The sequence below is a fragment of the Flavobacterium sp. AC105 genome (assembly GCF_979258495.1).
In genome coordinates this window covers 3295848-3320875 of sequence record NZ_OZ409860.1, presented here as the reverse complement: position 1 = coordinate 3320875, position 25028 = coordinate 3295848, and the positions used below count along the sequence as shown (strand labels likewise).

19 protein-coding genes and 1 pseudogene are annotated in these 25028 nt (G+C 34.5%); 4 read left to right on the top strand and 16 right to left on the bottom strand.

Annotation, left to right across the window (positions count from 1 at the left end; genetic code table 11):
* Positions 1 to 123: 123 nt before the first annotated feature.
* On the top strand, positions 124 to 516 hold the full coding sequence (locus ACZ0AH_RS13510; RefSeq protein WP_463476321.1) for a hypothetical protein: 393 nt from the start codon (positions 124 to 126) through the stop codon (positions 514 to 516).
* Between the two features lie 103 nt (positions 517 to 619).
* On the opposite strand, the gene ACZ0AH_RS13505 is transcribed toward ACZ0AH_RS13510, so the two are convergent.
* From ACZ0AH_RS13505 to ACZ0AH_RS13480, 6 genes are all read right to left on the bottom strand, one after another.
* On the bottom strand, positions 620 to 1021 hold the full coding sequence (locus ACZ0AH_RS13505; RefSeq protein WP_463476320.1) for a response regulator: 402 nt from the start codon (positions 1019 to 1021) through the stop codon (positions 620 to 622).
* Positions 1022 to 2275: an ATP-binding protein gene (locus ACZ0AH_RS13500; protein WP_463476319.1), complete on the bottom strand. Its 1254-nt coding sequence runs from the start codon at positions 2273 to 2275 to the stop codon at positions 1022 to 1024.
* Position 2276: 1 nt separating this feature from the next.
* On the bottom strand, positions 2277 to 2576 hold the full coding sequence (locus ACZ0AH_RS13495) for a circadian clock KaiB family protein (protein WP_463476318.1): 300 nt from the start codon (positions 2574 to 2576) through the stop codon (positions 2277 to 2279).
* 3 nt (positions 2577 to 2579) lie between these two features.
* Entirely contained in the window at positions 2580 to 2876 is a 297-nt protein-coding gene (locus ACZ0AH_RS13490; RefSeq protein ID WP_463476317.1) for a circadian clock KaiB family protein, read from the bottom strand.
* Position 2877: 1 nt separating this feature from the next.
* Positions 2878 to 4554 (bottom strand): circadian clock protein KaiC, encoded by a 1677-nt coding sequence (gene kaiC, locus ACZ0AH_RS13485; protein ID WP_463476316.1) that lies wholly within the window; start codon positions 4552 to 4554, stop codon positions 2878 to 2880.
* Positions 4555 to 4791: 237 nt separating this feature from the next.
* On the bottom strand, positions 4792 to 5190 hold the full coding sequence (locus tag ACZ0AH_RS13480) for a tautomerase family protein (protein ID WP_463476314.1): 399 nt from the start codon (positions 5188 to 5190) through the stop codon (positions 4792 to 4794).
* A gap of 135 nt (positions 5191 to 5325) precedes the next feature.
* Here ACZ0AH_RS13480 and ACZ0AH_RS13475 point away from each other — a divergent pair, with 135 nt between their 5' ends.
* Positions 5326 to 7902, top strand: a complete 2577-nt coding sequence (locus ACZ0AH_RS13475; RefSeq protein WP_463476313.1) for a CotH kinase family protein — start codon at positions 5326 to 5328, stop codon at positions 7900 to 7902.
* 29 nt (positions 7903 to 7931) lie between these two features.
* Here ACZ0AH_RS13475 and ACZ0AH_RS13470 read toward each other — a convergent pair whose 3' ends face one another.
* The 6 genes from ACZ0AH_RS13470 to ACZ0AH_RS13445 form a co-directional block, all read right to left on the bottom strand.
* Positions 7932 to 8606, bottom strand: coding sequence for a VOC family protein (locus ACZ0AH_RS13470; RefSeq protein WP_463476312.1), 675 nt, complete (start codon positions 8604 to 8606; stop codon positions 7932 to 7934).
* Positions 8607 to 8816: 210 nt separating this feature from the next.
* Positions 8817 to 9233, bottom strand: a complete 417-nt coding sequence (locus tag ACZ0AH_RS13465) for an arsenate reductase ArsC (protein ID WP_463476311.1) — start codon at positions 9231 to 9233, stop codon at positions 8817 to 8819.
* A 130-nt stretch (positions 9234 to 9363) separates the two neighbouring features.
* Positions 9364 to 9831, bottom strand: coding sequence for a DUF6428 family protein (locus tag ACZ0AH_RS13460; protein ID WP_463476310.1), 468 nt, complete (start codon positions 9829 to 9831; stop codon positions 9364 to 9366).
* Between the two features lie 59 nt (positions 9832 to 9890).
* The gene (locus tag ACZ0AH_RS13455; protein ID WP_463476309.1) at positions 9891 to 10217 is read right to left on the bottom strand and encodes an ArsR/SmtB family transcription factor; all 327 of its coding nucleotides are present in this window, start codon (positions 10215 to 10217) and stop codon (positions 9891 to 9893) included.
* Positions 10218 to 10455: 238 nt separating this feature from the next.
* A complete protein-coding gene (locus ACZ0AH_RS13450; protein ID WP_463476308.1) occupies positions 10456 to 10890 on the bottom strand; it encodes a DUF1810 domain-containing protein in 435 nt (144 codons plus the stop codon).
* Positions 10891 to 11084: 194 nt separating this feature from the next.
* Positions 11085 to 12539, bottom strand: coding sequence for a sulfatase family protein (locus ACZ0AH_RS13445; RefSeq protein ID WP_463476307.1), 1455 nt, complete (start codon positions 12537 to 12539; stop codon positions 11085 to 11087).
* A 548-nt stretch (positions 12540 to 13087) separates the two neighbouring features.
* On the opposite strand from ACZ0AH_RS13445, the gene ACZ0AH_RS13440 reads away from it, so the two are divergent.
* Positions 13088 to 14686, top strand: a complete 1599-nt coding sequence (locus ACZ0AH_RS13440) for a Na+/H+ antiporter (protein ID WP_463476306.1) — start codon at positions 13088 to 13090, stop codon at positions 14684 to 14686.
* Between the two features lie 172 nt (positions 14687 to 14858).
* On the opposite strand, the gene ACZ0AH_RS13435 is transcribed toward ACZ0AH_RS13440, so the two are convergent.
* Positions 14859 to 17774, bottom strand: a complete 2916-nt coding sequence (locus ACZ0AH_RS13435; RefSeq protein ID WP_463476305.1) for a PQQ-dependent sugar dehydrogenase — start codon at positions 17772 to 17774, stop codon at positions 14859 to 14861.
* A gap of 63 nt (positions 17775 to 17837) precedes the next feature.
* Positions 17838 to 18209 (bottom strand): winged helix-turn-helix transcriptional regulator, encoded by a 372-nt coding sequence (locus tag ACZ0AH_RS13430; protein ID WP_463476304.1) that lies wholly within the window; start codon positions 18207 to 18209, stop codon positions 17838 to 17840.
* Between the two features lie 114 nt (positions 18210 to 18323).
* Here ACZ0AH_RS13430 and ACZ0AH_RS13425 point away from each other — a divergent pair, with 114 nt between their 5' ends.
* The gene (locus ACZ0AH_RS13425) at positions 18324 to 18935 is read left to right on the top strand and encodes an FMN-dependent NADH-azoreductase (protein WP_463476303.1); all 612 of its coding nucleotides are present in this window, start codon (positions 18324 to 18326) and stop codon (positions 18933 to 18935) included.
* Between the two features lie 444 nt (positions 18936 to 19379).
* On the opposite strand, the pseudogene ACZ0AH_RS13420 reads toward ACZ0AH_RS13425, so the two are convergent.
* Both ACZ0AH_RS13420 and ACZ0AH_RS13415 read right to left on the bottom strand, forming a co-directional pair.
* Positions 19380 to 20661 (bottom strand): annotated as a pseudogene (locus ACZ0AH_RS13420) (acetyl-CoA C-acetyltransferase).
* Between the two features lie 242 nt (positions 20662 to 20903).
* Positions 20904 to 24854 (bottom strand): hybrid sensor histidine kinase/response regulator transcription factor, encoded by a 3951-nt coding sequence (locus ACZ0AH_RS13415; RefSeq protein ID WP_463476302.1) that lies wholly within the window; start codon positions 24852 to 24854, stop codon positions 20904 to 20906.
* Positions 24855 to 25028: the final 174 nt, after the last annotated feature.

Below are 25028 nucleotides of genomic sequence, written 5' to 3'. Positions count from 1 at the left end.
ATTTGACAATCCAAATTTGCCACAAATAATTAAAATCAAAAAAACAAAATCACTATTTATAATGATGCATGATAGTAACGGCGATGATAAATTTGCGTCATTATAATTCATAAACATAAAAACATGGGATTAGCAGAAAAGCGTTTAGCTGAATCGATTAAAGTAGAAAAACTTCCGGCTTTTGAAGCAAAATTAAAAGACAGGGCGGGTTATGATATTAAGGTAGATATTGATTGGAATACTTTTACGGCTTATGATGAATATCCTTTATCGCGATTGGATATTGTTTTTGATGATGTAGAATCATTCGTAAAAAAAATATGTTCTGATGATATGGGAAAAGAAGCCCTAAAGGAAAAAGTGCGTACAATTCATTTTACAAATTCAGCCCATAATGATGATGTAAAAATGGAATTAAAAGACGAGACTTTGTTTTTGACGGTGCAATTGGTTCAGTCTTCTTTTAATTCGCAAACCGACTCTCAGATTTTAAATTATGTAGAGCCATTATTATAAGAGCAATCTGTATTTTAAATATTTTTTTTAGAAGAAAAGGGGAATAGTTCTAAACAATTCCCCTTTTTGATTTTATTTCAGGGCTATTTATTTCAAAAAAATATCACTTTATTAGCGAAAGTATATTTTTAGGAATTTCATCAAAATCTTCGATAGAATAAGGTTTGATAAGATATGCTTTTACGCCAAGCAAATCGCATTTTTCTTTATAAGAAGGATTTATACTTGTCGAATAAACAAAACACGGGATATCTTTTAAATCATTGGTATTTAGTATTTTCTGAAGCGCTTCAATTCCGTCAAGTATTGGCATGTTTATGTCTGTGAGCACCACATCGGGCATTTTTTCAGAAGATTCTTTGAGGTAATTTACAAGTTCTTCTCCATTTGAAACAAGCGTTACTTTATTAAAATTAGGGTTTTTGTTAAAAGTTTCAGATATTACATCTGCATCATCTTCATCATCTTCGGCAATGATAATATGTAAATTGTACAAGTTTGACATTTAAATTGGGAAATAAAGGTTAAATGTAGTTCCTTCATTCAATATACTTTCTACAGTTATATTTCCTGAATGATTTTCCATAATTTTTTTACAAATGGCAAGACCAATACCATTTCCTGAATATTCATTTCTGCCATGTAAACGCTGAAAAATGGTAAAAATTTTAAGAAGATGATTTTTTTCCATTCCAATGCCATTATCTTTTATCTGAATTTTGATAAATCCGTCATTACGTTCCGGAGTTTCTAATTTAAGATCATCTATCTGAGCAATTTCAATAACCGGCGATTTATCCGTTTTACTATATTTAATGGCGTTTGAGATCAGATTAGAAAAAAGCTGGCGCATTTGCACTTTAGAAGCTTTTATAGACGGTAATTTTCCAATTTGAATAACAGCTTTTTTATCTTTTATCACAATTTCCAAATCATCGCTTACTTCTGTAATAATATCGACTAAACTAATATGAGTCCGTTCTTCCTGCGCTGTGTGAGACGAATAATTAACCAAATCATCGACAAGCGAGTTCAATCGCAATGCTGATAATTTCATTATATTGAGGTATTTGGCATCCGTTTCAGAAAGTGAACTGGCATCTATTCTTCCGTTATGCATGACAATCTTTCTTAAAGGCTCTTTTAAATCATGTGAGATTACGTGAATAAATTCCTCCAGATTAGCATTTATTCTGTTTAATTCATTAATTTTTTGTTCCAGCTCTTTTTGATGCTGAATTAATGAGTTTTCGTGTTTTTTCTTTTCTGTTAAATCCGTTACTACAATTCCAATTCCCTGAACAGCAGGCTCAAGATCTGTTAAAGATATATTGGCAGGAAAAGTTTTTGTACTGTAATTGGTTTTAAATAAAATTTCATGCGTTGTAATTCCGTATTTCAAAGCTTCGATAAGCGGTACAAAATTGTCCTCATTATTAAAGAATTCATAGATATAGTTGCCAATTATTTTTTCTGACGGAATGCCTATAAGTTTAGAAAAATGATCATTACAATATAATATAAGCCCGTTTCTTGAAATACTCAAAGCGCCTTGTCCAAATTTTTCAATAAGCAGCCTAAAAGTATAATCGGCTGTTTCTAATGAATAAAGTTGCGGAACCCCATTGTTATTCAGTACCAAAGCATCAACATCCCCCTGTTTTATGGCATCAACAATACTATTAGCTTCATAAAGCTGTTCTTTTAGCGCATCTGTTTCGGCTAATAAAGATTCAATATTTATTTTCTTTTCCTTCAAATTATTCGTGTATATTTAGTATTCTTAATACCTTTTCCTTATCTGATAAATCACCTAAAATGATTCTTTGCGGAGCAGGGCTTGTTTTTATTAATGTAGGTATTGCTACAATTTGATGAATCACAGCCTGTTTAGTATCACGAGTGATGTCTATAATCTCTAATTCGTAATTGTTTGCCAGATATTTGTCGCATATTTTACGCAAATTTTCTATGGCGTGGCCTGATTTTACAGACATACCCGCAACAAAAAGCAAGAACTTATGTTTGGTCGTACTTGTACCATCAGATGAATTTTCCATATTTTAAGCGTTTATGGGTTTAATATTAAGCCCAACAAGTACTCTTTCTTCATTAGAAAGATCGCCTATTATTTTACGAATAGGTTCCGGAAATTTTCTGACCAATGTTGGTACAGCCAAAATCTGGTCCCCTTCTGCCAATTGCGGATTTTTAAGCAAATCAATAATTTCAATGCTGTATTTTCCTTTAAGATATTCTTCGGCGTATTTTTTTATATTTTCAAGTGCCGTAATAGATTTGGGCGTTTGACCGGCTATATAAAGCCTTAATTGCCATTCGGCTACAGCTTCTTTTTTCATTTTATTTGTTTTTTTTAGCAGACATTTTTTCCTGCAATTCTTCTGTTGCTTTCAATATACTCAATTCTTCTTCTGCCGATTCGAACTCGTTTTTGAGTGCTTCTATATTTGCTTCAAGAACTTTACGTTTGCGTTCAATTTCCCTGTCTTTTCGGCTAATTTCATTTTGAAGTTTAATATCAGATATTGTTTTTCTGAACTGATGTGATTTTCTGGCAGCACCGGTAAGAATTCCCTGCGGACCTAATTCAACATCAAGCAATTCTATTCCCTTATTGGTAATAACAAATTCCCTAACCTGATTAGAATGTCCCATTCCTCTTGATTTCACAATAAAAATTCCACGGTTTCTTTCGCCAATTCCTTCCATATCACGAACCGTAATCCAGGTATCTACTAATGATGATACAGATTCCTCGGCAAGATCAGGTCTGACATTATCCGTTTGTTTGTTCAAAGAAGTAAAAAGAGCTGTAATATTATTGACTTTTAGCATATCGATAAGCCTTACCAGCATCGAACGTACTTCATGCTGACTGCCTACGGTAATTAAATTACTAATTGGGTCAATAATAATTGTTGTTGGCTTAAACTCCTTGATGTATTTTCTCAGCGTCAGCAAATGCAGTTCAAGACCGTTAAGCGAAGGGCGTGAAGAATGTATTTGCAAATTACCATTATCAATATGTTTTTGAAGATCAACACCAATCGATTTCATGTTTCGAACCAATTGTTGAGGCGATTCTTCAAAAGCAAAGTAGATTGTTTTTTCTTTGTTTTCGCACTGCTGATTCGCAAAATAACACGCAATCGTGGTTTTGGCAGTTCCTGCAGTTCCGGAAACCAGTATATTGCTTCCGCGATAAAAACCGCCGCCCTGAAACATATCATTTAATCCGGGAAGTCCTGTAGGCACAATTTCCGAAGAAACTTCATTATTTAGTTTAAGAGAAGTAATAGGAAGCACAGAAATCCCGTTTTCATCAATAAGAAACGGATATTCGTTTGTACCATGAGTTGAACCTCTGTATTTTACAATTCGAAGCCTTCTCGTCGAAACCTGCTCAATAACACGATGATCCAGGACAATTACACAATCAGATACATATTCTTCTAATCCCTGGCGTGTAAGTGTTGCTTCTCCTCGTTCGCCGGTAATAACGGCTGTTACGCCTTTTGCTTTAAGCCAATGAAACAATCGTCGAAGTTCTGCCCTGAGAATCGCCTGATTATCCAGACCGGAAAATAAGGATTCGATAGTATCTAAAACTACACGGGTCGCTTTTATAGCATCTATGGCATGTTCTAATCGGATAAATAAACCATCAAGGTCGTATTCTCCTGCTTCTTCGATTTCTGATCTTTCAACCCTAACGTAATCTACGATAAGTTTTTTATCAGCTTTTAATTTTTGAAGGTCAAAACCAAGGGATTTAACATTCAAAGTAAGGTCATCTGAGGGTTCTTCAAAAGACATGAAAACCCCTGGTTCGTTGTATTCTGTAATCCCTTTAATAAGAAATTGCATCGATAACAATGTTTTTCCACAGCCGGCCCCGCCGCAGATTAATGTAGGTCGTCCTTTCGGAAATCCACCATCTGTAATCTCATCGAGGCCGTCTACTCCTGTAGGAGTTTTTGGAAATATAAAACTGTGTGATTTTGATTCTTTTTGCACGATATTTACTATTCTATTTACTCAAATATACGTTTTCCTAGAATATTAACAATTAACTTTTATTAAAGATTTAACAGCTGTTTAGTTAAATTATGAGCTTTTTTTGAAAAAATCTTAGCACATAAAAAGCAATATAAGCTAAAATAAAGGAATAAATTTAAAATTTAAGTGACTTTTAATTTTTGTAATCCCATTATTTACAGGCGTTTTAGAAATTATTTGAATAAGTATTACAGTTTATTTCCTTAAATGTTTAGGTTCCTGAATTTCTCCATTTCCCAAAGACCAATTTTCGCGTCCATTATTCTCTAATAAAACAATAATGACATTGTTAATCGTAATTTCAGTTTCCGATGAAATTCTGACAGCAATCTCATGATACAATTTTTTCTTTTGTTCTAAAGTTCGGCCTTCTCCGGCTGTAATCTGAACGTAAATAATGTTTTCTGAATGTGAAATTCCGAGATAACTTTCAGGATATTTTATTTGCGAAGTTTCTAATTCTTCAATAATATGAAAATAATCATCTTTCGGAATATGAAATTCCTGTATTAAAGATTCATGAACAGCTAATGAGATTGTATTTTTTGTTTGCTGTGAAAGTCTCTTCGGCAAACTGATTCGGACAAATGGCATTTGGATTTTTTTATTGTGATGTATTACAAAGATAAATGTCTTTTACTATTATTCATAAAACTTCTATTGGTAATAATTAGTGAGATTTAAAAGCATATTTGATCCTTTATATCTAAACTTTACACAACCAGTATTATGATTCGAACTTTACACAAAATTTTAAAACCTTTATTTTTATTAATCCTCTTATTATCGGCTTCAGGTATTGCTACGGCTCAAATTAAGATTAATGAGGTTATGGTGAGCAACACGATGAGTTACGACCCAAAAGAATATAATTTTTCAGATTGGATAGAATTATATAATCCTTCAAATTCTACGGTTAATTTCCGGAATTATTATTTTTCAGATGATTTAAATCAGCCAGCAAAATGGCAAATCACCACTTCGAGTGCAAGTATTAGCAAAACCGGATATTTTCTCGTATATTTTGATGAGGCAAATACGAGTACAAATGCCAATTTCAGGCTGGAGCCAAAAGGCGGTACGATATATATGTTTGATGCCGCTAAAAATCTGGTAGATAAAATTACATATCCAACCTTAAACAACGGCAATATATCGTATGCCAGAATAGTTGATGGCGGTACAGAATGGGGTTTAATGGCCTATCCAACTCCAAAAACAACCAATACAAAAAGTTATCCTGCAACACAGCGCGTCGATGAACCTTTGTTTAGCGAACCAGGCGGATTTATCAATAGTCCAAAACAAATTACCTTAACGAGCAAAACTCCGGAAGCAGTAATTTATTACACCTTAAACGGAGATGAACCTTTTGATCCTGCAACTCAGATTACAGATGCGGCTAAAATGCTTACCAATAAAGCGATTTTATACACAGGTCCCATTGCGGTTACAAATGCAGTTATACGTGCAAAGGCGTATTCTGCAGGTTATTTGCCAAGTACGGTTGTTTCTCAATCCTATCTTCAAAACAAGAGAAACATAAGTTTGCCGGTTTTTTCTGTTGCCATAAATGAAAAATACAGAAAAGACGGAACACTCGGAATCTGGAGAAACTATAATAATGCGATTATGAAAAGACCTTCAAATGTTGAGTTTTTTCCATCGCAAAACGGAACATCCAATTTTAATTATCAGATGAATGTTGAAATCTTTGCCGCAAGCCAACGTGCCAAAGAACACAAACAATTTAATATTATTGCTGATAAAAGATTTCAGGGAAATAACCGTCTGAAATATGATTTCTTTAATGAAAAGAAAGGTCAGAAAAGGAAATCAATTACTTTGAGGACTTCAGGTCAGGACGGAAGTAAAACAATGATGCAGGACGCTTTAGTACATGTTCTGATCAAAGATCAAATGGATATTGACCGAAGAGCTTATGAACCTGCTGTTGTTTATATTAACGGTAATTATAACGGATTGATGAATATCAGGGAAAGAACCCAAAAAGATTATCTGGAATCTAATTATGGTTTAGAGCAAACTGAATATGATTTGTTGGGAAAACACAATGATTATTCTTCTATAAGGGCTTCTCAGGGAAATATGAACCAATGGAATGAAATGATTGCTTATTTGAAGGCTAATGATCTTAAAACAGATGCCAATTACCTTAAATACATTGATAAATACATAGATGAACCAGAAGTTTTGAATTACTTTTTGGTACAAACCTATATCAATAATCGCGATCAGCCGGATAATAACATTAAAGCCTGGCGACCTTATGCAAACAAAACAAAATGGCGTTACATTTTGCACGATGCTGATTTAGCGATGATTGTATATTCATCAGCCGATAATAATATAACACGTACGCAAAAAAGTTCAACAAGTTCTATGGGTTATGTTTTTTATAGTCTTTGTAAAAATGCACAGTTCAAGCAAAAATTTGCGGGTCAATATATTGTTCATGCTTATCAAACTTTTAATCCGGCGAGAACAACGCCAATTATTGACAGTCTTGCAAGAAATATTGAAAATGAAATCTCCTATACACATGATGTACATTCATCTGTGCCAACTTTATCAAGCTGGAAAAAGAATATTCAGACATTAAAAGAGTATTGGGGCAAAAGACAGCCGTATGCCACAAAACACGTTAAATCTTCTTTTGGATTAACCGGAAACGAAATGACTTTTGATGTAAATAATGAATTTGAAAAAGGCGATGTGTTGCTAAATACTATTAAACTGGCCAATAATTTTAAAGGTAAATACCTGCAAAGTCTTTCCTATACGTTAGAGGCTAAAGCCAAAGCCAGTCACACTTTTAGTTATTGGGATATAAATATAGACAATGTAAGCAGTAAAGAATTTGGTGTTACTTATTCAGGCGTAATACCTGCAAAAGCGTTAAATGTTGTTATTACGGCAGTTTATGATAACAATCCTCAAACAAAAAAAGTAGTTGAAGATACAAGTGGAATATTAAATAATGAAAATGAAATGAAATCTCCTGATCAAATTTTATCAGAGAAAAAAACAATCGACGAATCAATACAAGTATTTAATGTAAATGAAGTTACCATTTATCCTGTGCCAATAACAGAAAATGAACTGAGTATTAATGCTCCTGAAAATACAATTCTTGAAGTTGAATTTTATGCTGTAAACGGTGCATTAATAAAAAGAATAAAACCACAGCAAATGCCTATGGATGTTTCATTTTTGAAAAAAGGGGTTTATATGATGCGCATTTATACTACAAATGGAGTAGTGGTTAAAAAGATTATTAAATAAATCATCAAGATTAAAAAGCAAAATCCCGATTATAATTGATCGGGATTTTTTATATCAAAAAATAAATCAATATGTTTATTATTGTTTTCGATTCTAATTTTTGTATGATTCCTTTTTGAAGGAATTTGCGTTGGATACCAATTGCGATAAGGCTGTACAATAATCAGTAAACCATCATCGTTGCCAATTGCAGCAAAATTTTCGCTGTTGTAATTTTTGGTAAAAAACTCCAATTCATATTTTTCTATCAATTTTTCGCCTAATTCCATTGGGTTTTCATCAACAATACCAATTTCACTAATATTCAATATTGATTTAGAACTGAAATCCTTAATCTGAAAGTTATCAAGATCATGCCTTGCGATAAACTCTAATAAATTGCCATTGTTGTCGTAAAAATAAACAGCATTGGCATTCCAGGTTTCAAAATGGGCAATTACGCGTATATCTTCGATAACGACTAAATCTACTTTGTTGTTGCACCATTCAATTGCTTCGTCCAGTTTATTTTCAGGAATATTAAATGCAAAATGATACATGGAATTAAAATCAGGATTTTCGACAAATTTTAAAATCGAATTTCCCGCTTTGACAGTAACCGATTGTGACGTTTTTTCTATGATTGGAAGATCAAGAACATCCCGATAAAATAGTGTAGTATTTTGAATGTCGTTTGTTTGAATTTGTATATGTTCTAATTTCATAGTGACATTTTTAAAATCGGCTTAAAGCTACTTCTTTGTTTTCAAACAAATTTAAAAAATGCCAATTGTATTATGATTGCCAAGTCATTTTATACGTCAATAAAGGAATAGTAAATATTATAAAGAGTTGTCAAATAAATAAAGTTGAGGTTTTAGTCTTTGTAAATCCAGTACCTAAAGCCATATTTTAATAAATTTGTTTAAACAAGTTTATGCTACAAGTTTTGTAAATTCCTCACAATATTTTTTTATCATTTGTCTCACTTTTCTGAACTCTTCTAAAATTTCTTCTTCAGATCCTGTTGCTTTGGCCGGATCCGGAAAGTTTTGATGAATTTTTTGAGCTTTTGAAGGAAAAAATGGACATCGTTCTTTCGCATTATCGCAAACAGTAAGTATAAGATCAAAATTAATATTTTCATATTCGTCAATGTGATTTGAGGTATGATTTGAAATATCAATTCCATCTTCTTTCATCGTTGCAACAGCTCTTGGATTTACGCCGTGTGTTTCAATACCAGCGCTGTAAACTTCTGCTTTAGCGCCTAAAAAGTGTTTTAGGTAACCTTCGGCAATTTGACTTCTGCAGCTGTTTCCTGTGCAGAGTACCAGAATTTTCTTTGTCATAACTTAAACGAGTAGCCAAATGAGATTGATTATGCAAAACTTCGGCTCAAAGCCAAAAATAAACTGCAATACAATTACAGATGTTGTGATAATAATTGGTTTTTTATATTTAATTAATTTCTCATTCATATTAACAGCAACCTGAATTTGGCGAACATGAATTATTGGCATCTGAATGTAATGCTGTCAATTTTATTTTTTGTGCCGGAACATTGCACGCATCTTGCGCTAAACACGCTGTAGTTTTATTTTTTAGGATAAAATTTTCACCGTTAAATTCTAAATCATATCGGCCAATTGTTTCATTTTGATATTCGACTTCGATATCAAAATCCTCAATTTGTAATTTTTCTTGAGAAAGGTTGATGATATGGAGAAGTTTCGCCGGTTTTAAACGATGTTCAAGGTCATCTGCATTCCATAATTGAAAATTTACAGCTTTCTCATTGCGAATTACGCCACCGCAATCAATGAAGTTTTTAGTAATTATTCCCACTTCCGTCACATGAAAATGTTCCGGGACAAAACTTCCGTTTTCCAATTGAAACGCTACGTTTTCTAAATTCGGAAGTATTTTTTTAATCTCTGATAGTTTCATAATTTTTTTTATTTATAGTTATAATGCAATATTGCGATATAGTTAATTAAAAAAACGCCTTAACAGCATTTTTGATCTTTTACGACTGCTATAATATTGGAGAAATAGCTTTTTAGAATATCGAAAGTTGTTTCATCAATACAATAACAAATAGCATTTCCTTCAATATTTCCTTTTATAAGTCCTGCGTTTTTCAACTCTTTTAAATGTTGTGAAACAGTTGGTTGGGCCAATGGTAATTCATTTACAATATCACCGCAAATACATTCATTTACTTTTAAGAGATATTCAATTATTGCAATTCTTGCCGGATGCCCTAATGCTTTGGCGATTGTTGCAATCTGATTTTGCTTATCTGTAAAATGCTCTGTTTTAGTGGCTCCCATAAATTTATATTTTAATATCGCAATATTACGATATAAATTTTAAAATGCAAAATTAAATATAAAATAAATGGATTCACCATATAAATGATATAAGTAAATTTAAGTTTTTTCTGATTCTTTTATAAAATATATTATAGCATGTCACATTTATAGCAAGGAAAAACCAAGCTATAATAGGAACTTATCACTTATATGGCGAAAAAACAGATGATGTGATGATGCAGTTTTAATGATGTAGTTATAGATTGCTATACAACAATTGAAGGGTATGAAAATCAGATGATCCGTCAAAATATTTATGCAATACCTCTTGAAATATAGGTTCTGTATTTTGAATACTTGCAAAAAGTGTCATGCAGGATTGTAGTTTTTCATGATCAGCAAGTCCAAATATCTCTTCTGCGGTTTGTTCTTCTTTTTTGATTAATTCGGCTGTAATTTCAATAAGATGTTTTCCCAGAATTGGATGTTCTAAAAAGGCAATCGCTTCATCTGCATTTTTAATTTCGTAAAATTTAGAAGTGTCGCTTGATCCCATTCCTTTTATCTGAGGAAAAATAAACCACATCCACGGCGATTGTTTTTTTCCTTTTTTAATTTCTTCCAGAGCTACTAAGTATAATTTATTCTGAGCATCTAAAAACCGAAGCAATTCATTCTTGTTATTGGCCATTATGTACTGATTGTTTATTTGGGGAAATCAGGTCGTAAAACTACTGAAAATAAATGTAGTTGTACAATACTAAATTTTTTTTACAGCTGTTTTTTTTTAATATATTAAGCAAAAAATGATCTTGTAGTATTTATCGGATTTTAAAATTTGTATAAAAAACAAAAGCCCAATTCGGAGAGAATCAGGCTTTGTTTTTAATTTATAATTGCTGGTTTTCGAACATTTTTGCCAACTCTTTTGGTTAAATCATCTCCAAGATCTTCTCGGGCAGTTTCGGCTATATCTTGTATTTGTTTTACAATTTCAGGATATAATTCCTGTACATCACGCGCTTCTCCCGGATCATGCGAGAGATCATACAATGCCATCGGAACATCTGCAGTTGCGCCCTGACCGCGAAAACCGTCTTTTCCGGGCAATGTTTTGTTGTACGTTGTGCCTTTATGAGGAAAAATCAGTTTCCAGTGTTTGTATCGTATCGCTTCGAGATTATTGCTTCCTACTCCAAAATAATAATAAAAAGTATCTCTTGGGCCTTTGTTTGTTTTTCCGGTCAGTAAAGGCAGAAAATTCAAACCGTCAATTTTATTTTCGGGCAAAGCAGAACCCGTAATAGCAGCAATTGTAGGCAATAAATCCATATTTGTAAAAAGCGAACTGTTTACCGTTCCGGCTTCGATTTTTCCCGGCCAGCGAATTAAAAACGGGACTCTTGTTCCGCCTTCCCAAGTAGTCGATTTTCCTTCTCTAAATCCGCCCGAAGATCCTGCATTATCTCCAAAAACCAACCACGGTCCGTTATCGCTCGTTAAAATTACAATCGTGTTTTTGGTAAGACCTTCGTTGTCGAGTGTTTTCAGGATTTCACCAATCGACCAATCAATTTCCATGATAACATCTCCAAAAAGACCCAAATCGCTTTTGCCTTTAAATTTATCTGAAACTGCCAAAGGCGCGTGTGGCAAAGGATGTGTGAGATATAAAAAGAACGGCTTTTTTTTATTCTTTTTTATAAAACCAACCGCTTTTTCAGTAAAAAGTGTGGTTAATGTTGACGCTTGTTTTATATTTTGAATTGTATCAATAATCGTCGTATTGCTAATCAGCGGAAGCGGAGGAAAGCCGGAACGCATATCATTAGGATCTGTAACTTTTGAATAGCCGTCGTAATCAATTGGCCAAACGTCATGTGAATACGGAATCCCGAAAAACTCATCAAAACCATAATTTGTAGGCCAATATGGCAACTCATTTCCTAAATGCCATTTGCCGTAATTGGCAGTTTTATAGCCTGATTTCTTCAAAAGTGAAGCTATTGTTTCCTCTTTTGGATTAAGGGCATGTTTTGCTCCCGGAAGCAATACGCCGGACATTCCAATTCGGTTTGGGTAGCAGCCTGTTAATAAAGCCGCTCTTGATGCTGTACAAATGGCCTGACCAGCATTAAAATTGGTAAAACGCATGCCTTGCTGTGCGATTTTATTAAAATTTGGAGTCGCAATTCCCGTCATTCCATAAGGTTCCGTATCGCCATAACCCATATCATCCATATTGATAATGACAATATTAGGTTTTGAATTTTGAGCAATCGTTTTTGTGCAGTAAAGGAATGAAATGAGTAATAAAAGTACGGTCAGACTTTTTTTCATATTTAAAAGTTCAATTTTATAATAGTTAGTTGATGAGAATACAAATATAATTAACGTGCGGGGTGTAATTGCTATGTGTTAAAAATAATTAAAGGTTTAGATATGTAGACCCTACGGGACAATCGAATTTTGCGGGAATTATTTTTTCTACCGACATTTAACTCCTAATGGAGTATCTAGTCAATAATAATATACTTCGTAGAGGTTAATGTCGGTAGAAAATAAAATGACGTTATCAATAAATGTCCCATAGGGACTACATATAATTGGTGTTAGTATAGTCCCTACGGGACAATTAAAAACACAAAAAATCTATTTCTACCAACATGTAACCTCTACGAGGTATTATGTCATCGTTAATATACTCCGTTAGGAGTTAAATGGCGGTAGAAAAAAAATTACCCCAAAATGCAATTGTCCCGTAGGAACTACACTTTTGATTGATTTAGAAAAATTGAATCTAGCATATTATAATTAACATAAAATATTATATTAGTACTTTTCAAAAAAGAATATTTAATTAAATAAACCAATTCACATCATCTAAAATGGAAAATATAACGGTCATTATTATGTTGCTGTTTGGGGTTGCATTCCTGAGTCTTTTAAGCAAAAAATATAATTTCCCAATTCCTATAGTTTTGGTGCTTTGCGGAGTTATTATTAGTATTGTTCCGGGTTTGCCGGTAATTGCCTTAAATCCTGAAGTTGTATTTATTATATTTTTACCGCCGCTTTTATATCATGCTGCGTGGTACACAAGCTGGACAGATTTTAAACATGCAATTCGGCCGATAACGCTTGCCGCTGTTGGGTTGGTACTTTTTACAACCGTTGCTGTCGCGGTTGCAGTACATATGCTGATAGATGATATTTCGTGGCCGTTGGCATTTTTATTAGGTGCAATTGTCTCGCCTCCGGATGCCGTTTCTGCAACTTCAATTACCAAAGGATTAGGTTTGCACCCAAGGCTTATTGCGGTTCTTGAAGGCGAAAGTCTGCTGAATGATGCCAGTGGTTTGGTGGCTTACAAATATGCTTTGGCGGCGATTACTGCGGGAAATTTTATTTTATGGCAGGCAGGATTGAATTTCTTCATCATGTCAACACTCGGTATTGCGATTGGTTTATTGGTAGGTTATGTCATGAGTATTATTCATAAAAAGTTTGTCTGCGATGATATTATCGAAGCAACACTGACGCTTTTAACGCCTTTTGCATCTTACTTAATTGCAGAACATTTTGAATGCTCTGGCGTTTTGGCTGTTGTAACAACGGGATTGTATCTTTCAGCAAGATCAAGTATGATTTTTACTCATGAAAGCCGAATCATGGCTGGAACAATCTGGAGTATTTTAACGAATATCTTAAACGGATTGATTTTTATATTAATCGGACTTCAGCTTCGTCAGATTATTTCCGGAATCAGTAATTATTCAGGAATGTCTTTGTTTATTTGGGGCGCTACGGTAAGTATTGTCGTTATTTTGGTGCGTTTTTTATGGGTTATTCCGGCGACATTGGTTCCGAGATTTATTAGTAAAAGAATCAGGAAGGAGGAATTTGATTACCGGAATATGATTGTTTTTGGATGGGCAGGAATGCGTGGCGTTGTATCAATGGCGGCGGCGTTGGCTTTGCCTTTAACGATGAATGGCAATCAGGAATTTCCGTTACGGGATCTTATTATTTATCTGGTATTTTGTGTCATACTTTCGACTTTGGTTGTTCAGGGACTTACGCTTCCGTGGGTTATCCGTAAGCTTAAATTGGAACCTTATTCTATATTGGCCGAAGAATATGAGATTAGAAATATAGTAGTTTCGCAAACCATTAATCATATCGAAGATCATTTTTCATTATTAAACGACGATTTGCTTCACAATATCAAAAGTAAATATGAAGTAAAATTCAATAGGCTGCAGAAAACGGAACTTCCGGCAAATTTCTTTGGAAAAGGAAAATTGATGGGAGGGGAAATCTTCAACGAATTCACTAAACTTCAAATTGATTTATTAAATGTGGAACGCGGGCAACTGGAAACGATGCATAAAGCAGGTTCTGTAAATGAAGAGATTTTTCGTAAAATAGAAAAAGAACTGGATCTTGAAGAAACCCGACTTTGGATGGAAATGTATGAGGAATAAAAGAGTCAAGAGTCAAGAGTCAAGAGTATAGAGTATAGAGTATAGAGTATAGATTAAAGAGTCAAGAGAAAGAAATTTGATCAATATTATAAACCCGTTGTACGGCATATTCCTGCTATACAACGGGTTTTAAATTAATAAAATCAAATCATAGACAATTGTTTATTATAAACTATTGTTTACTAATAGAAATTGCTTTAGTTGATAAATTTGTTTTTACAAAATAAATTCCTGTTGGATGTTCTGAAATAGAGATTAAACTTCCTTTTCCTTGTTTTATTTTGATTCCTAAAGGAGAAAAAACGCTCCATTCTGATTCTTTCGATAAATGAAATATTCCGGTTGAAGGATTTGGGAAAACCTTTAATTTACTTGATTCTTCATTGGGGAATTCTACGCCAAGATTACAATTATGAACCATATAAGAAACATCTTTGGTGTTACTGCCATTTGCATTTGTAACTGTTAAGGAAACTTCTTTATCTCCTTCGGTACTATAAACTACACTATGCGGGCCAATTCCGGTTGCGGTTGCAGGCTGTGCGCCATCGCCAAAACTCCAAACATAATTATCTACCGTTCCTACTGAAACCGAAGTAAAAGTAACAGGTGTATTCACACATCCCATTGGAGTATTTACCTCAAAATCAGCAATTGGAGAAGCAGTATTTCCCGTAAGGATAAATTCCATTTTAGTGATGTTGATGTCGTTTTCTTCAAAATATAAAGTAATAACATGAACGCCTTCCGTCAAAGCGACATTCGAAAGTACAGCATTTTGCCACGCCTGAAAACCTCCGGTATTCTGGATATTAACAGTTCCGGTTACATTTACGCCGTCCACTTCAAGATGTAATTTTCTGGTATTATAAGGAGATGCAATTCTTAAATTGATGGTATAATTTCCGGTAGTATTTACTCTTGCCGTATATTTGAGCCATTCATCTTTAGCAACATAAGCAAGATTAAAGCCTCCTTCGCTGCAAGCTTCAGTTCCTACGCCATCGCCAATTCTGTACACGTTATCTCCGCCGCCATTTTTATCCAAAAAAGCACTTGGGCCAACATCATAATTTTCAGCTTCAATAGTGCCCGGAATCTGAGCTATAGTTCCCAGATAAGGCGCATTAGGAAGCGTTGTTGCGGTATAAAATGCCGTATACGTTATCGTTCCTGATGCCGGCGCTTTGAAGTTTTGATTCGCATTTCCGCCCTGACTCCAATGATCAAAATCGTATCTGATATTGCCAACATATTGCGGAGTAGGCGCATTGAGGGTTTGTACAGTTGCATTTGCCACAACTTGTTTGGTTGAAGGCGCTGTAACGGGTTTTTGATTGAATTCTAAAGCCAATAAAGCCGGAGAACTGGTTACGGTAACATCGACTAAATTAGGTTTGATATCAACAAAAGTAGTAGCCGTTAAACCATTACTATCAGTAACTTTTACCGTAAAGCGATACCAGACATTTGGTGTTTTTTCGCCTTGATTTGATGCGATAAAATCACCGGATTTAACACCTTGCGGACTTCCTCCGGGATGTGAATGTCCGGCTCCGGGAATGTCTTCATGAAAAAGATCAATACTCCAGGAATAGGCACTTGCAGGCAAAGTTCCGTCTTCAACATCTGTTGCTGTGGCTTCAAAATGAACGATATCTTCCGCATTCCATTTTAAAGTGGGTAACGGCAAAATTATCGAAACCGTTGGTGCATTACTAAAAGGAGTTACTGTTAAAGTTGCAGGATTACTGGTTACATTTCCGGCAGTATTCGTCACAATAACTTTGTATACTCCTGCATTTACATTTGTAACATTTGCGATTGTATACGTTGCCGCATTTGCATTTGGAATATTTACATTGTTAAATTGCCATTGATACGTTAATCCTGTGCCGCTTGCCGAAACCGTAAAAGTTGCAGGTTTTGTTTCCATTACAGATTGCGATAACGGATGATTTACAATTGTTGGAGCAGCAGTTTCGATATAATCAAGTTTGATTAAAGCACCGTTATTTCCGTAAGCACAGTAATAAATGTAGCCGTCATTGCCCAACATCATTCCAAGGGCTTGCTGTTGTGGTGCCGAGTAAAATTCTGTAGAAACGGGATCAGCAACATTAGGATCGAACCAACGAATTGCATTTCGAACAAAATCCTTAATGATAAATTTTCCGTCAAGATTAGGATAACGAGGAATAGTTGGGTTGTATAAAACACCGTTGGTCAAAGCATTACCAATACTTCCGGTTGCGTAGGTAAAGATGGGATTGGTAAATAAATTGGTTTCCGTTTGTTTTCCGTCGCCTCCTTGCGGATGTCCCCAGGCATAATTGCGAATGGCGGGATTACTGATTTCATTGATTTCTTCCCATGAAGTTCCAACATCCAAAACAAATAATTTATTCGCTTTTTTATTGGCAACTAATCTCCACGGATTTCTAAAACCATAAACCCAGATGCTTTGTTTTTGTACAGAACCACTTCCGTAAAAGGGATTTCCGGGCGCTGGCTGTCCGTCTTCCGTAAGTCGGAGGATTTTTCCTTTGTAAGTATCTAAATCCTGAGAATTGGTGTTTTGCTGACTATCACCAACGGTTACATACAAAAATCCGTTAAAGAATTTTAGATCGCCGCCATTATGAAATCCCGCACCAATAGGTTCTAATAATAGGATTTCTTGTCTGTTAACGACCTGATTTGCATTGTCGATTTTTATTCTTTCGATTCTATGTCTGATTACGCCGTCGTTGATCGAATAAAACACATAAATGTAGCCGTTTGTAGCAAAATCAGGATGCAAAGTTAATCCAAGCAAACCTTGTTCGTTGTCCGTAACAGTATTTACGGTAAAAACAGTTGAAACAGCGTCATTCTGAAATACCTTTACAATTCCGCCCCTTTCTGCAATAAATATTCGGCCATCAGAAGATTGTTCCAGAGAAAGTCCTTCTTTAATAACAGCAGTAGGAGCAAGGTTTTGTGTGATGTATTGGCAGTTTGCCTGCCACGAAATCAAGAAGAATAAAGCATACAATAAAGGTGTTAATTGTCGCCTTTTGAATTTAGGAAGTAGATTTTTTTTCATAACTATTCAGAATAGGATTAATAATTTGGGTAAACCAAATTTAATCTTTTTCTTCCTAATTATTTAATTTCCAATGATTTCTTTGCGATGTAAAACGCCCCATTCTCTTAAAGCCATAATAACATTACCCAAAGATTGACTGTGTTCTGTTCTTTTATATTGAACAGTGGGCGGAAATGTGTCGTAAACAGTTCTGATTACCAATTTGTTTATTTCCAAATCTTTGAGTTCTTTCGAAAGCATTTTATCTGTAATTCCGTCTATATCTTTTGAAATTTCCTTAAAACGTTTTGGTCCCTCAGCCAAAGCGATCAGAATGGGTAATTTCCATCGTCCGCTTAAAACTTCCAAAGCATCTCTAACGGCCATTAATGCTCCGTTGCAAGCTTGTTGAGAGTGCTCCACGTCTTCAATTTGATCTGTTTTATTAAACATTTTTATACTGTATTTATGTTACTATCCTCAAGTATAGCGCTATCCTCAAGGATAGTACTATAAAATGTATAGCAAATGTATATAAGTTTGTATCATAAAACAAATCGTAATATTATGAGCAAAAAAATTCTGAATATAGTAACAAGTACCAAAGGTGCTGTTTCATTTAGTAACCAATTATCGAATGCTATCCTGGAAAAATTAAAAACTGAATATAGCGAAACCGAAGTGCAAACGCTTGACCTTTCAAAAACACCTTTCCCTTATTTGAATGATTCGCATATAAATGCAGTTTATACGCCTGCTGATCAGCATACAGAAGAACAAAAACAAATCCTTAAAAACTCTGATGAAGCAACAAAAGACCTTTTGGAAGCGGATATTGTTGTAATTGGCGTACCACTTTATAATTTTGGAATTCCGGCAGTTTTAAAAGGCTGGATCGATCAGGTTGCAAGAGCAGGCAAGACTTTTAGTTATGATGAAAATGGACCAAAAGGCTTATTAACAGACAAAAAAGTATATTTATCGATTGCTTCCGGCGCTATCTTTTCTGAAGGTCCGTATAAAAGTTATGATTTTTCTGAACCGTATTTGCGTACCGTATTAGGTTTTTTAGGAATTACCGATGTTACCACTTTTCGTGTAGAAGGAACCGCAATGCCCGCTTTTGCTGAAACCGCTTTACCAAAAGCTATAACAGCTGTTGAAGAATTTGCTTTTTAAATGAAATATAATTACGAGAGTTGGACATTTTCGTAAGTAGTAAACCCGATAAGTTTTTAAAATTTATCGGGTTTTGTTGTAGAATAGTTAATGTATTTGTCAAGCTCCATAGGAGCACCATATTTATAGTAATGTTAAGAACGGATATTGAAATAAAGCTCCAGCGGAGCGATATAGTAATTTTATTGAAAATTGTAATACCACCCCGATGGGGTTCGATTGTGTGAATTTCTATTTTTCTATAAATATTTCGTCCCGCTGGGAGTTAATTTGTATAAAATCAGTAACCCGACAGGTTTTAAAACCTGTCGGGTTTGCTGTAGATGGAGAATTTATAGATTGTCGAATCTTTGTCAAAGTTTAAAAACTTTGACAAAGATAGTTGCGCATAACAGACCTAACAGGTATTTAAAACCTGTTAGGTCTTTCGTAGAACATTCGTAATTACTTCTCAATAATCATCGTAACACCTTGTCCGCCTGCGGCACAAATCGAAACAAAACCTCTTCCTGAGCCTTTTTCATTTAATAATTTTGCCATAACGCCAATTATTCTTCCTCCGGTTGCGGCAAAAGGATGTGCTGCAGCAAGACTGCTTCCTTTTACGTTTAGTTTATTGCGGTCAATGGCGCCAAGTGCTTTCTTTAAACCCAATTGCTGACTTAATTCAGGGCTTTCCCAGATTTTTAAAGTAGCTAAAACCTGTGCGGCAAAAGCTTCGTGAATTTCATAATAATCGAAATCCTGCAATTCTAATCCTGCTTTTTCGAGCATTCTGCTGGCAGCAAATAAAGGCGCTAATAAAAGATTTTGCTGATTTTTGACATATTCAATTGCTGCAATTTCAGCAAAAGTAATGTACGCCAAAACAGGAAGTCCGTGTTGTTTTGCCCATTCTTCGCTGGCTAAAAGAATACATGATGCGCCATCCGTAAGCGGAGTTGAGTTTCCTGCTGTCAGCGTTCCGTTTGTTTTATCGAAAGCAGGTTTTAAAGACGCTAATTTTTCAATTGTGCTGTCTTTTCTAAGATTATTATCTTTTTCAAGTCCGTTAAAGGGCGTAATCATATCGTCAAAAAAACCTTCGTCATACGCTTTTGCCATATTCAAATGACTTTTAAGCGCCAGATTATCCTGATCTTCACGAGATATGTTATAATGTTTGGCCGTAATTTCAGTATGTCCGCCCATCGAAAGTCCCGTTTGTGATTCTTCGTTTTTAGGAACCAAAGGCGATAAATCCTTCGGGCGAAGGCTTAAAAATAGTTTTATTTTTTCGCCTAATGATTTTGCTTTTCGGGCGTTCAACAACGTCTTTCTCAATTTTTCACTTACCGCGATGGGCATATCGCTGATAGAATCTACGCCGCCGGCAATTCCGGATTCTATTTGTCCAAGCGCAATTTTATTGGCAATATAAACCGCACTTTCAATTCCGGTATCGCAGGCTTGCTGCAAATCACAAGCTGGAGTTGCAGGATCAAGAGACGTTTTCATAACACATTCTTCTGATCAGATTATTATCATACGTATGTTTGATAACGGCTCCTCCGGCAACTTCGCCAAGCAGTTTTCCTTTAAGGTTGTGTTTGTCAATAAGTCCGTTTAGTGCAGCGGTCATCATTTGAGTATTTCCAACTTCTGCGTAAGCGGTATTGGCGCGTGCAAAAGGAATTCGGTTATAACCTACAATGGCTACTTTTCTGATTGTGGTGGTATTGTTCATCTTAAAACTAGATTTGTTTTGAAAATTAAAGGTAATTAGAAAATGTGACAATTAGAAAATGTGCCAATTAGAAAATGAGTCAATTAGAGAATGTGTCAATTAGATAATGTGCCAATTAGAAAATGTGTCAATTAGAGAATGTGCCAATTAGAAAATGAGTCAATTAGAGAATGTTTCAATTAAAAAATTATAAACATCATAAATTAAATTATCTCATTATCTAATTGACACATTCTCTAATTCTATTTATTCATTGCAATATAATCAGACGGCGACATCGCAAAATGCTTCTGGAAGTTTCTGCCAAAACTTGTCTGCGATTTATAACCTACCATTTCGGCGATTTCATACATTTTATAGTTTTCGTTTAAAAGCAATTCTGCGGCTCTTTTTAGGCGAACAATATTAATTAATTCGTTCGGACTCAAATTCGAAATATCCTTGATTTTTCTATATAAAGTTGAGCGGCTCATATTCATGATTTCGGCGAGAGATTCTACGCTTAAATCAGGATCAGTAATGTTTTTCAGGATTTCGTCATCGAGTTTTTTCAGGAATTTTTCATCGGTTTTGTTGTGTGCGATGCTTTTAATGTGCGAAAGCGGCGAACTCGCATAATAATTCATGATTTGTTTTCGGTTTTCGATCAGATTATTAACCTGAACTTTCAAATAATCCATCGAAAAAGGTTTTGCGATATACGCATCTGCACCCACTTCAAGTCCGTCAATTTGCGATTTCAGGGAGTTTTTTGCCGTTAATAAAATCACCGGAATATGGCTGGTTTCGAGATTGGTTTTGATGTTTTTACACATCGTAATTCCGTCCATAACAGGCATCGAAACATCGCTTATAACAAGCTGAATGTTTTCGTTGTGGATTATTTTAAGTGCATTTTCGCCATTATCAGCTTTTAAAATCGTGTATGACGAAGCCAATTCTGCAGTAATAAAATTGAGAAGATCTTCATTGTCTTCAACGACTAAAATTTGCGGTTTTTCATTTTTATTTTCAGTTTCAATTTTTTCGGTTTCCTTTTGTGTTTTTTCATTTTCATTTTCGTTGTAAAACATAAATTCTTCTTCCTGATGTAACGGAACAGCAAGTTCAAAAATATTCAGTTTTGGATCCGCAATCAACAGAAGAGTTCCGTTATGCAATTGCGTTAACGAATGCGCCAGCGAAAGTCCAATTCCGGTTCCGGATGTCGAATTCATATTATCAACTCTGAAAAAAGGCTCAAAAATCTTGTCTTTTAGTTGAAACGGAATCAAATTTCCGTCGTTTTTAACCACTAAAGTCAGTTTCTTTTCATCTCTAAAAAGCGTGATTGAAACTTTATCATTCGAATATTTTATAGCGTTACTAATTAAATTGCTCAATATTTTTTTGAAAGCTTCTTTGTCGACAAAAGCAAAAATGTCTTTTTCTCCCAGTTCCAAATCAAATTCAATTCCTCTTTCTTCGATTAACTGACTAAATCTCAAATGTAAATTTCGAACCATTGACGAAATATTTGCTTCCACGAAAGTGAGTTTCAAACCGCCAATTTCGGATTTTCTAAAGTCTAATAATTCGTTTACCAATTTCAATAATCTCGACGTGTTTTTCTTCATTATCGAAAGATTCTGCGGCACTTCCGGCGCTTGATGTTCCATAATCAAAAGCTTTTCCAATGGTCCTTTTATAAGCGTTAAAGGCGTTCTGATTTCGTGTGCCACATTCGTAAAAAAGTCAATTTTTGCCTGATAGATTTCTTTTTCTTTTTCGTCGTTCAGGTGTTTTATTTTTCGGTTATTCTTGATCTGAGTCAGATTTTGAGAATAACGAATGATGTAATAAAACGAACCGCAAATCAACAGAAAATAAAAGAAATAAGCATACGAACTGGCCCAAAACGGAGGCAAGATGACGATTTTTAGTTCGACTTCTTTACTCCAAACGCCAAAACTATTCAGCGATTTTACTTTAAAAACATAATCTCCGGGCGCTAATTCCGTAAAAAAAACTTTATTGTTTCTTTCGAGATAAACCCAGTCATTGTTTACGTTTTCGAGTTTATACCAATATTCTGTAAGTTCAGGCGCGGTATAATTTAACGAAGCAAATTCAAGGTTAAAAGACGATTGATCGTTGTTGAGTTCAAGTTCGTCAAGATGCGAAATAGATTGTTTTATGGGCGAATCATTTTCGTTGGCATCGACATCCTTATTGTTAATCTGAAGATTGGTAATAAAAGTAGAAGGCGTGTATTTGTTTTTGGTAAAATTCTTCGGGTTGAAACTGATCATTCCGTTTAAATTTCCAAAATACATATCGCCGTTATTGTCTTTAAAAGCCGAACTATAATTGAACTGGTCGCTCAATAAACCATTTGCCGTGGTATAAATTTTTATCTTTTTATGGTTTGGACTAAATTTTACCAAACCTTTAGAAGTCGTTAACCACAAGTTTTTGGTATCATCTTCTAAAACCGAATACACAACATTGCTCGGAAGTCCGTTTTTGGTGGTGAATTTGGTAAAAGTCCTTGTTTTTTTATCGAATAAATTCAGGCCGTTTTCGGTTGCAAACCACAGATTTTTATAACTGTCTTCAAAAATAGAATTGATCGAATTGTTGCTGATTCCTTTTGCGTTTTTATAATCGTAGATAAAAACCTCTTTTTTATTGGTTTTCGGATTATAAAAAAACAAACCATCCCTATAACTTCCGGCCCAGTAATTTCCGTCGCTGTCTTCTTTAAAATTGGTGTAATGTGTGGTTTCCGGGAATATTTTCAGGATATCAAAATTGTCATTTTTTTCATTGTATTGATAAATTCCCATCGTAGTTACGACGATTAAATCCTTCTTTTTTGTTTCGGAAAACGAAAAAATAAAATTACTTCGCAAACCTGTCGAAGGATCATTTGCACTATAATGTTTGAGAACGGCTCCGGTTTTTTGATCTAAAACATCCAAACCGTGCTCAAAAGTTCCCACCCAAATTTTATTTTTCCTTGGTAATAAACCATGAATATTGTAATAGGAAACACCGCTTTTGCTTCCGTTTGGTAAATAAGATGTAAATTTTCCTGTTTTGGGATTAAATCGGTTTAAACCGGCATCTTCGGTACCAATCCAGAAATCGCCTGAATCATCTTTATGAATTTCACGAACGGCGCTTCCGCTAATTGAATTTTGATTTTTCTGAGGGAAATATTTCTTGAATTGCGTGTATTGTTTTTGATGGTAATTAATTCCGCCAAAATAAGTTCCAATCCAAACCCCGTTTTCCTTATCAATAGTAATAGAATAAGCCGCATTATCTGAAATCGCGTACGGATCATTGTAATTTTTTCTGAGATTTACAGCTTTTTTAGTTTTAAGATTATAGACATACACGCCGGATTCGCTTGCAATCCAGAGTTCCTGATTTCCTTTCTTTTTAAACTGACGTACAAAAACAGGTTCTTTATCCGCAAATTGAAGCGACGACGTCGTTTTGGTGCTTTTTGTATAAACCAGAACGCCGTGATCTTGTGTGCCAATCAAAATATTGTCTTTATCTAAAGCGTAAACAATTGTAATTCTAAAACTGGCTTTATTGGCCGACGGATTTAAAGCGATATTTTCAAACGAAAGACTTTCTTCAGAATAATGGTATAATTTATTTAAGGACGAAGCCCAGATTTCGCCGTTTGCATCTCTGGTAATCGAGGTTGCAATAAAATATTTATTCGGATTAAAAGTTTTGGTTTCTTTTTTACTGATGGCGTATTTGTATAAAATATTTCCCGAAATAAACCAGATATTCCCGTTTTTATCGTGATTGATATCATTAATTCTGTCGTTTATCGCTTCGTTTAGCACCGTAAACTGATCTGTTTTTTTATCATATTGATACAAACCTTTATCAGTTCCTACCCAAATAATGCCCTGATAGGCGTGCAGCGATTGTATATAATTGCTTCCTAAACTGTGTATGGGATCGTTTTGGCTTCGGTAAGTCTTAAAACGATAGCCATCATAACGGTTTAAACCATCTTTTGTACCAAACCACATAAATCCGTCTTCGTCCTGAATTGAGGTGATTACGGTATTGTTAGAAAGTCCTTCTTCAACCTGAAAATGCTTAAAATAATATTCCTGCGACTGAATAAAATTTATCGAAAAAAGAAAGAAAAATAAAAAAAGAAAGAATTTACGCATTGTTATGTTTTTTATAATAAAAATAGGTTTCTGCAAATCGTGTCAATCTTCTACAAAATGTTGCAAAACTTTAATTTGTTCTCAATTTTTATACAATTTGAATCATTTGAGATAGAAATTGACACAAATCAAGCATTTTATTTTGAATAAAAATCGTCTACTTTGGATTTTCAA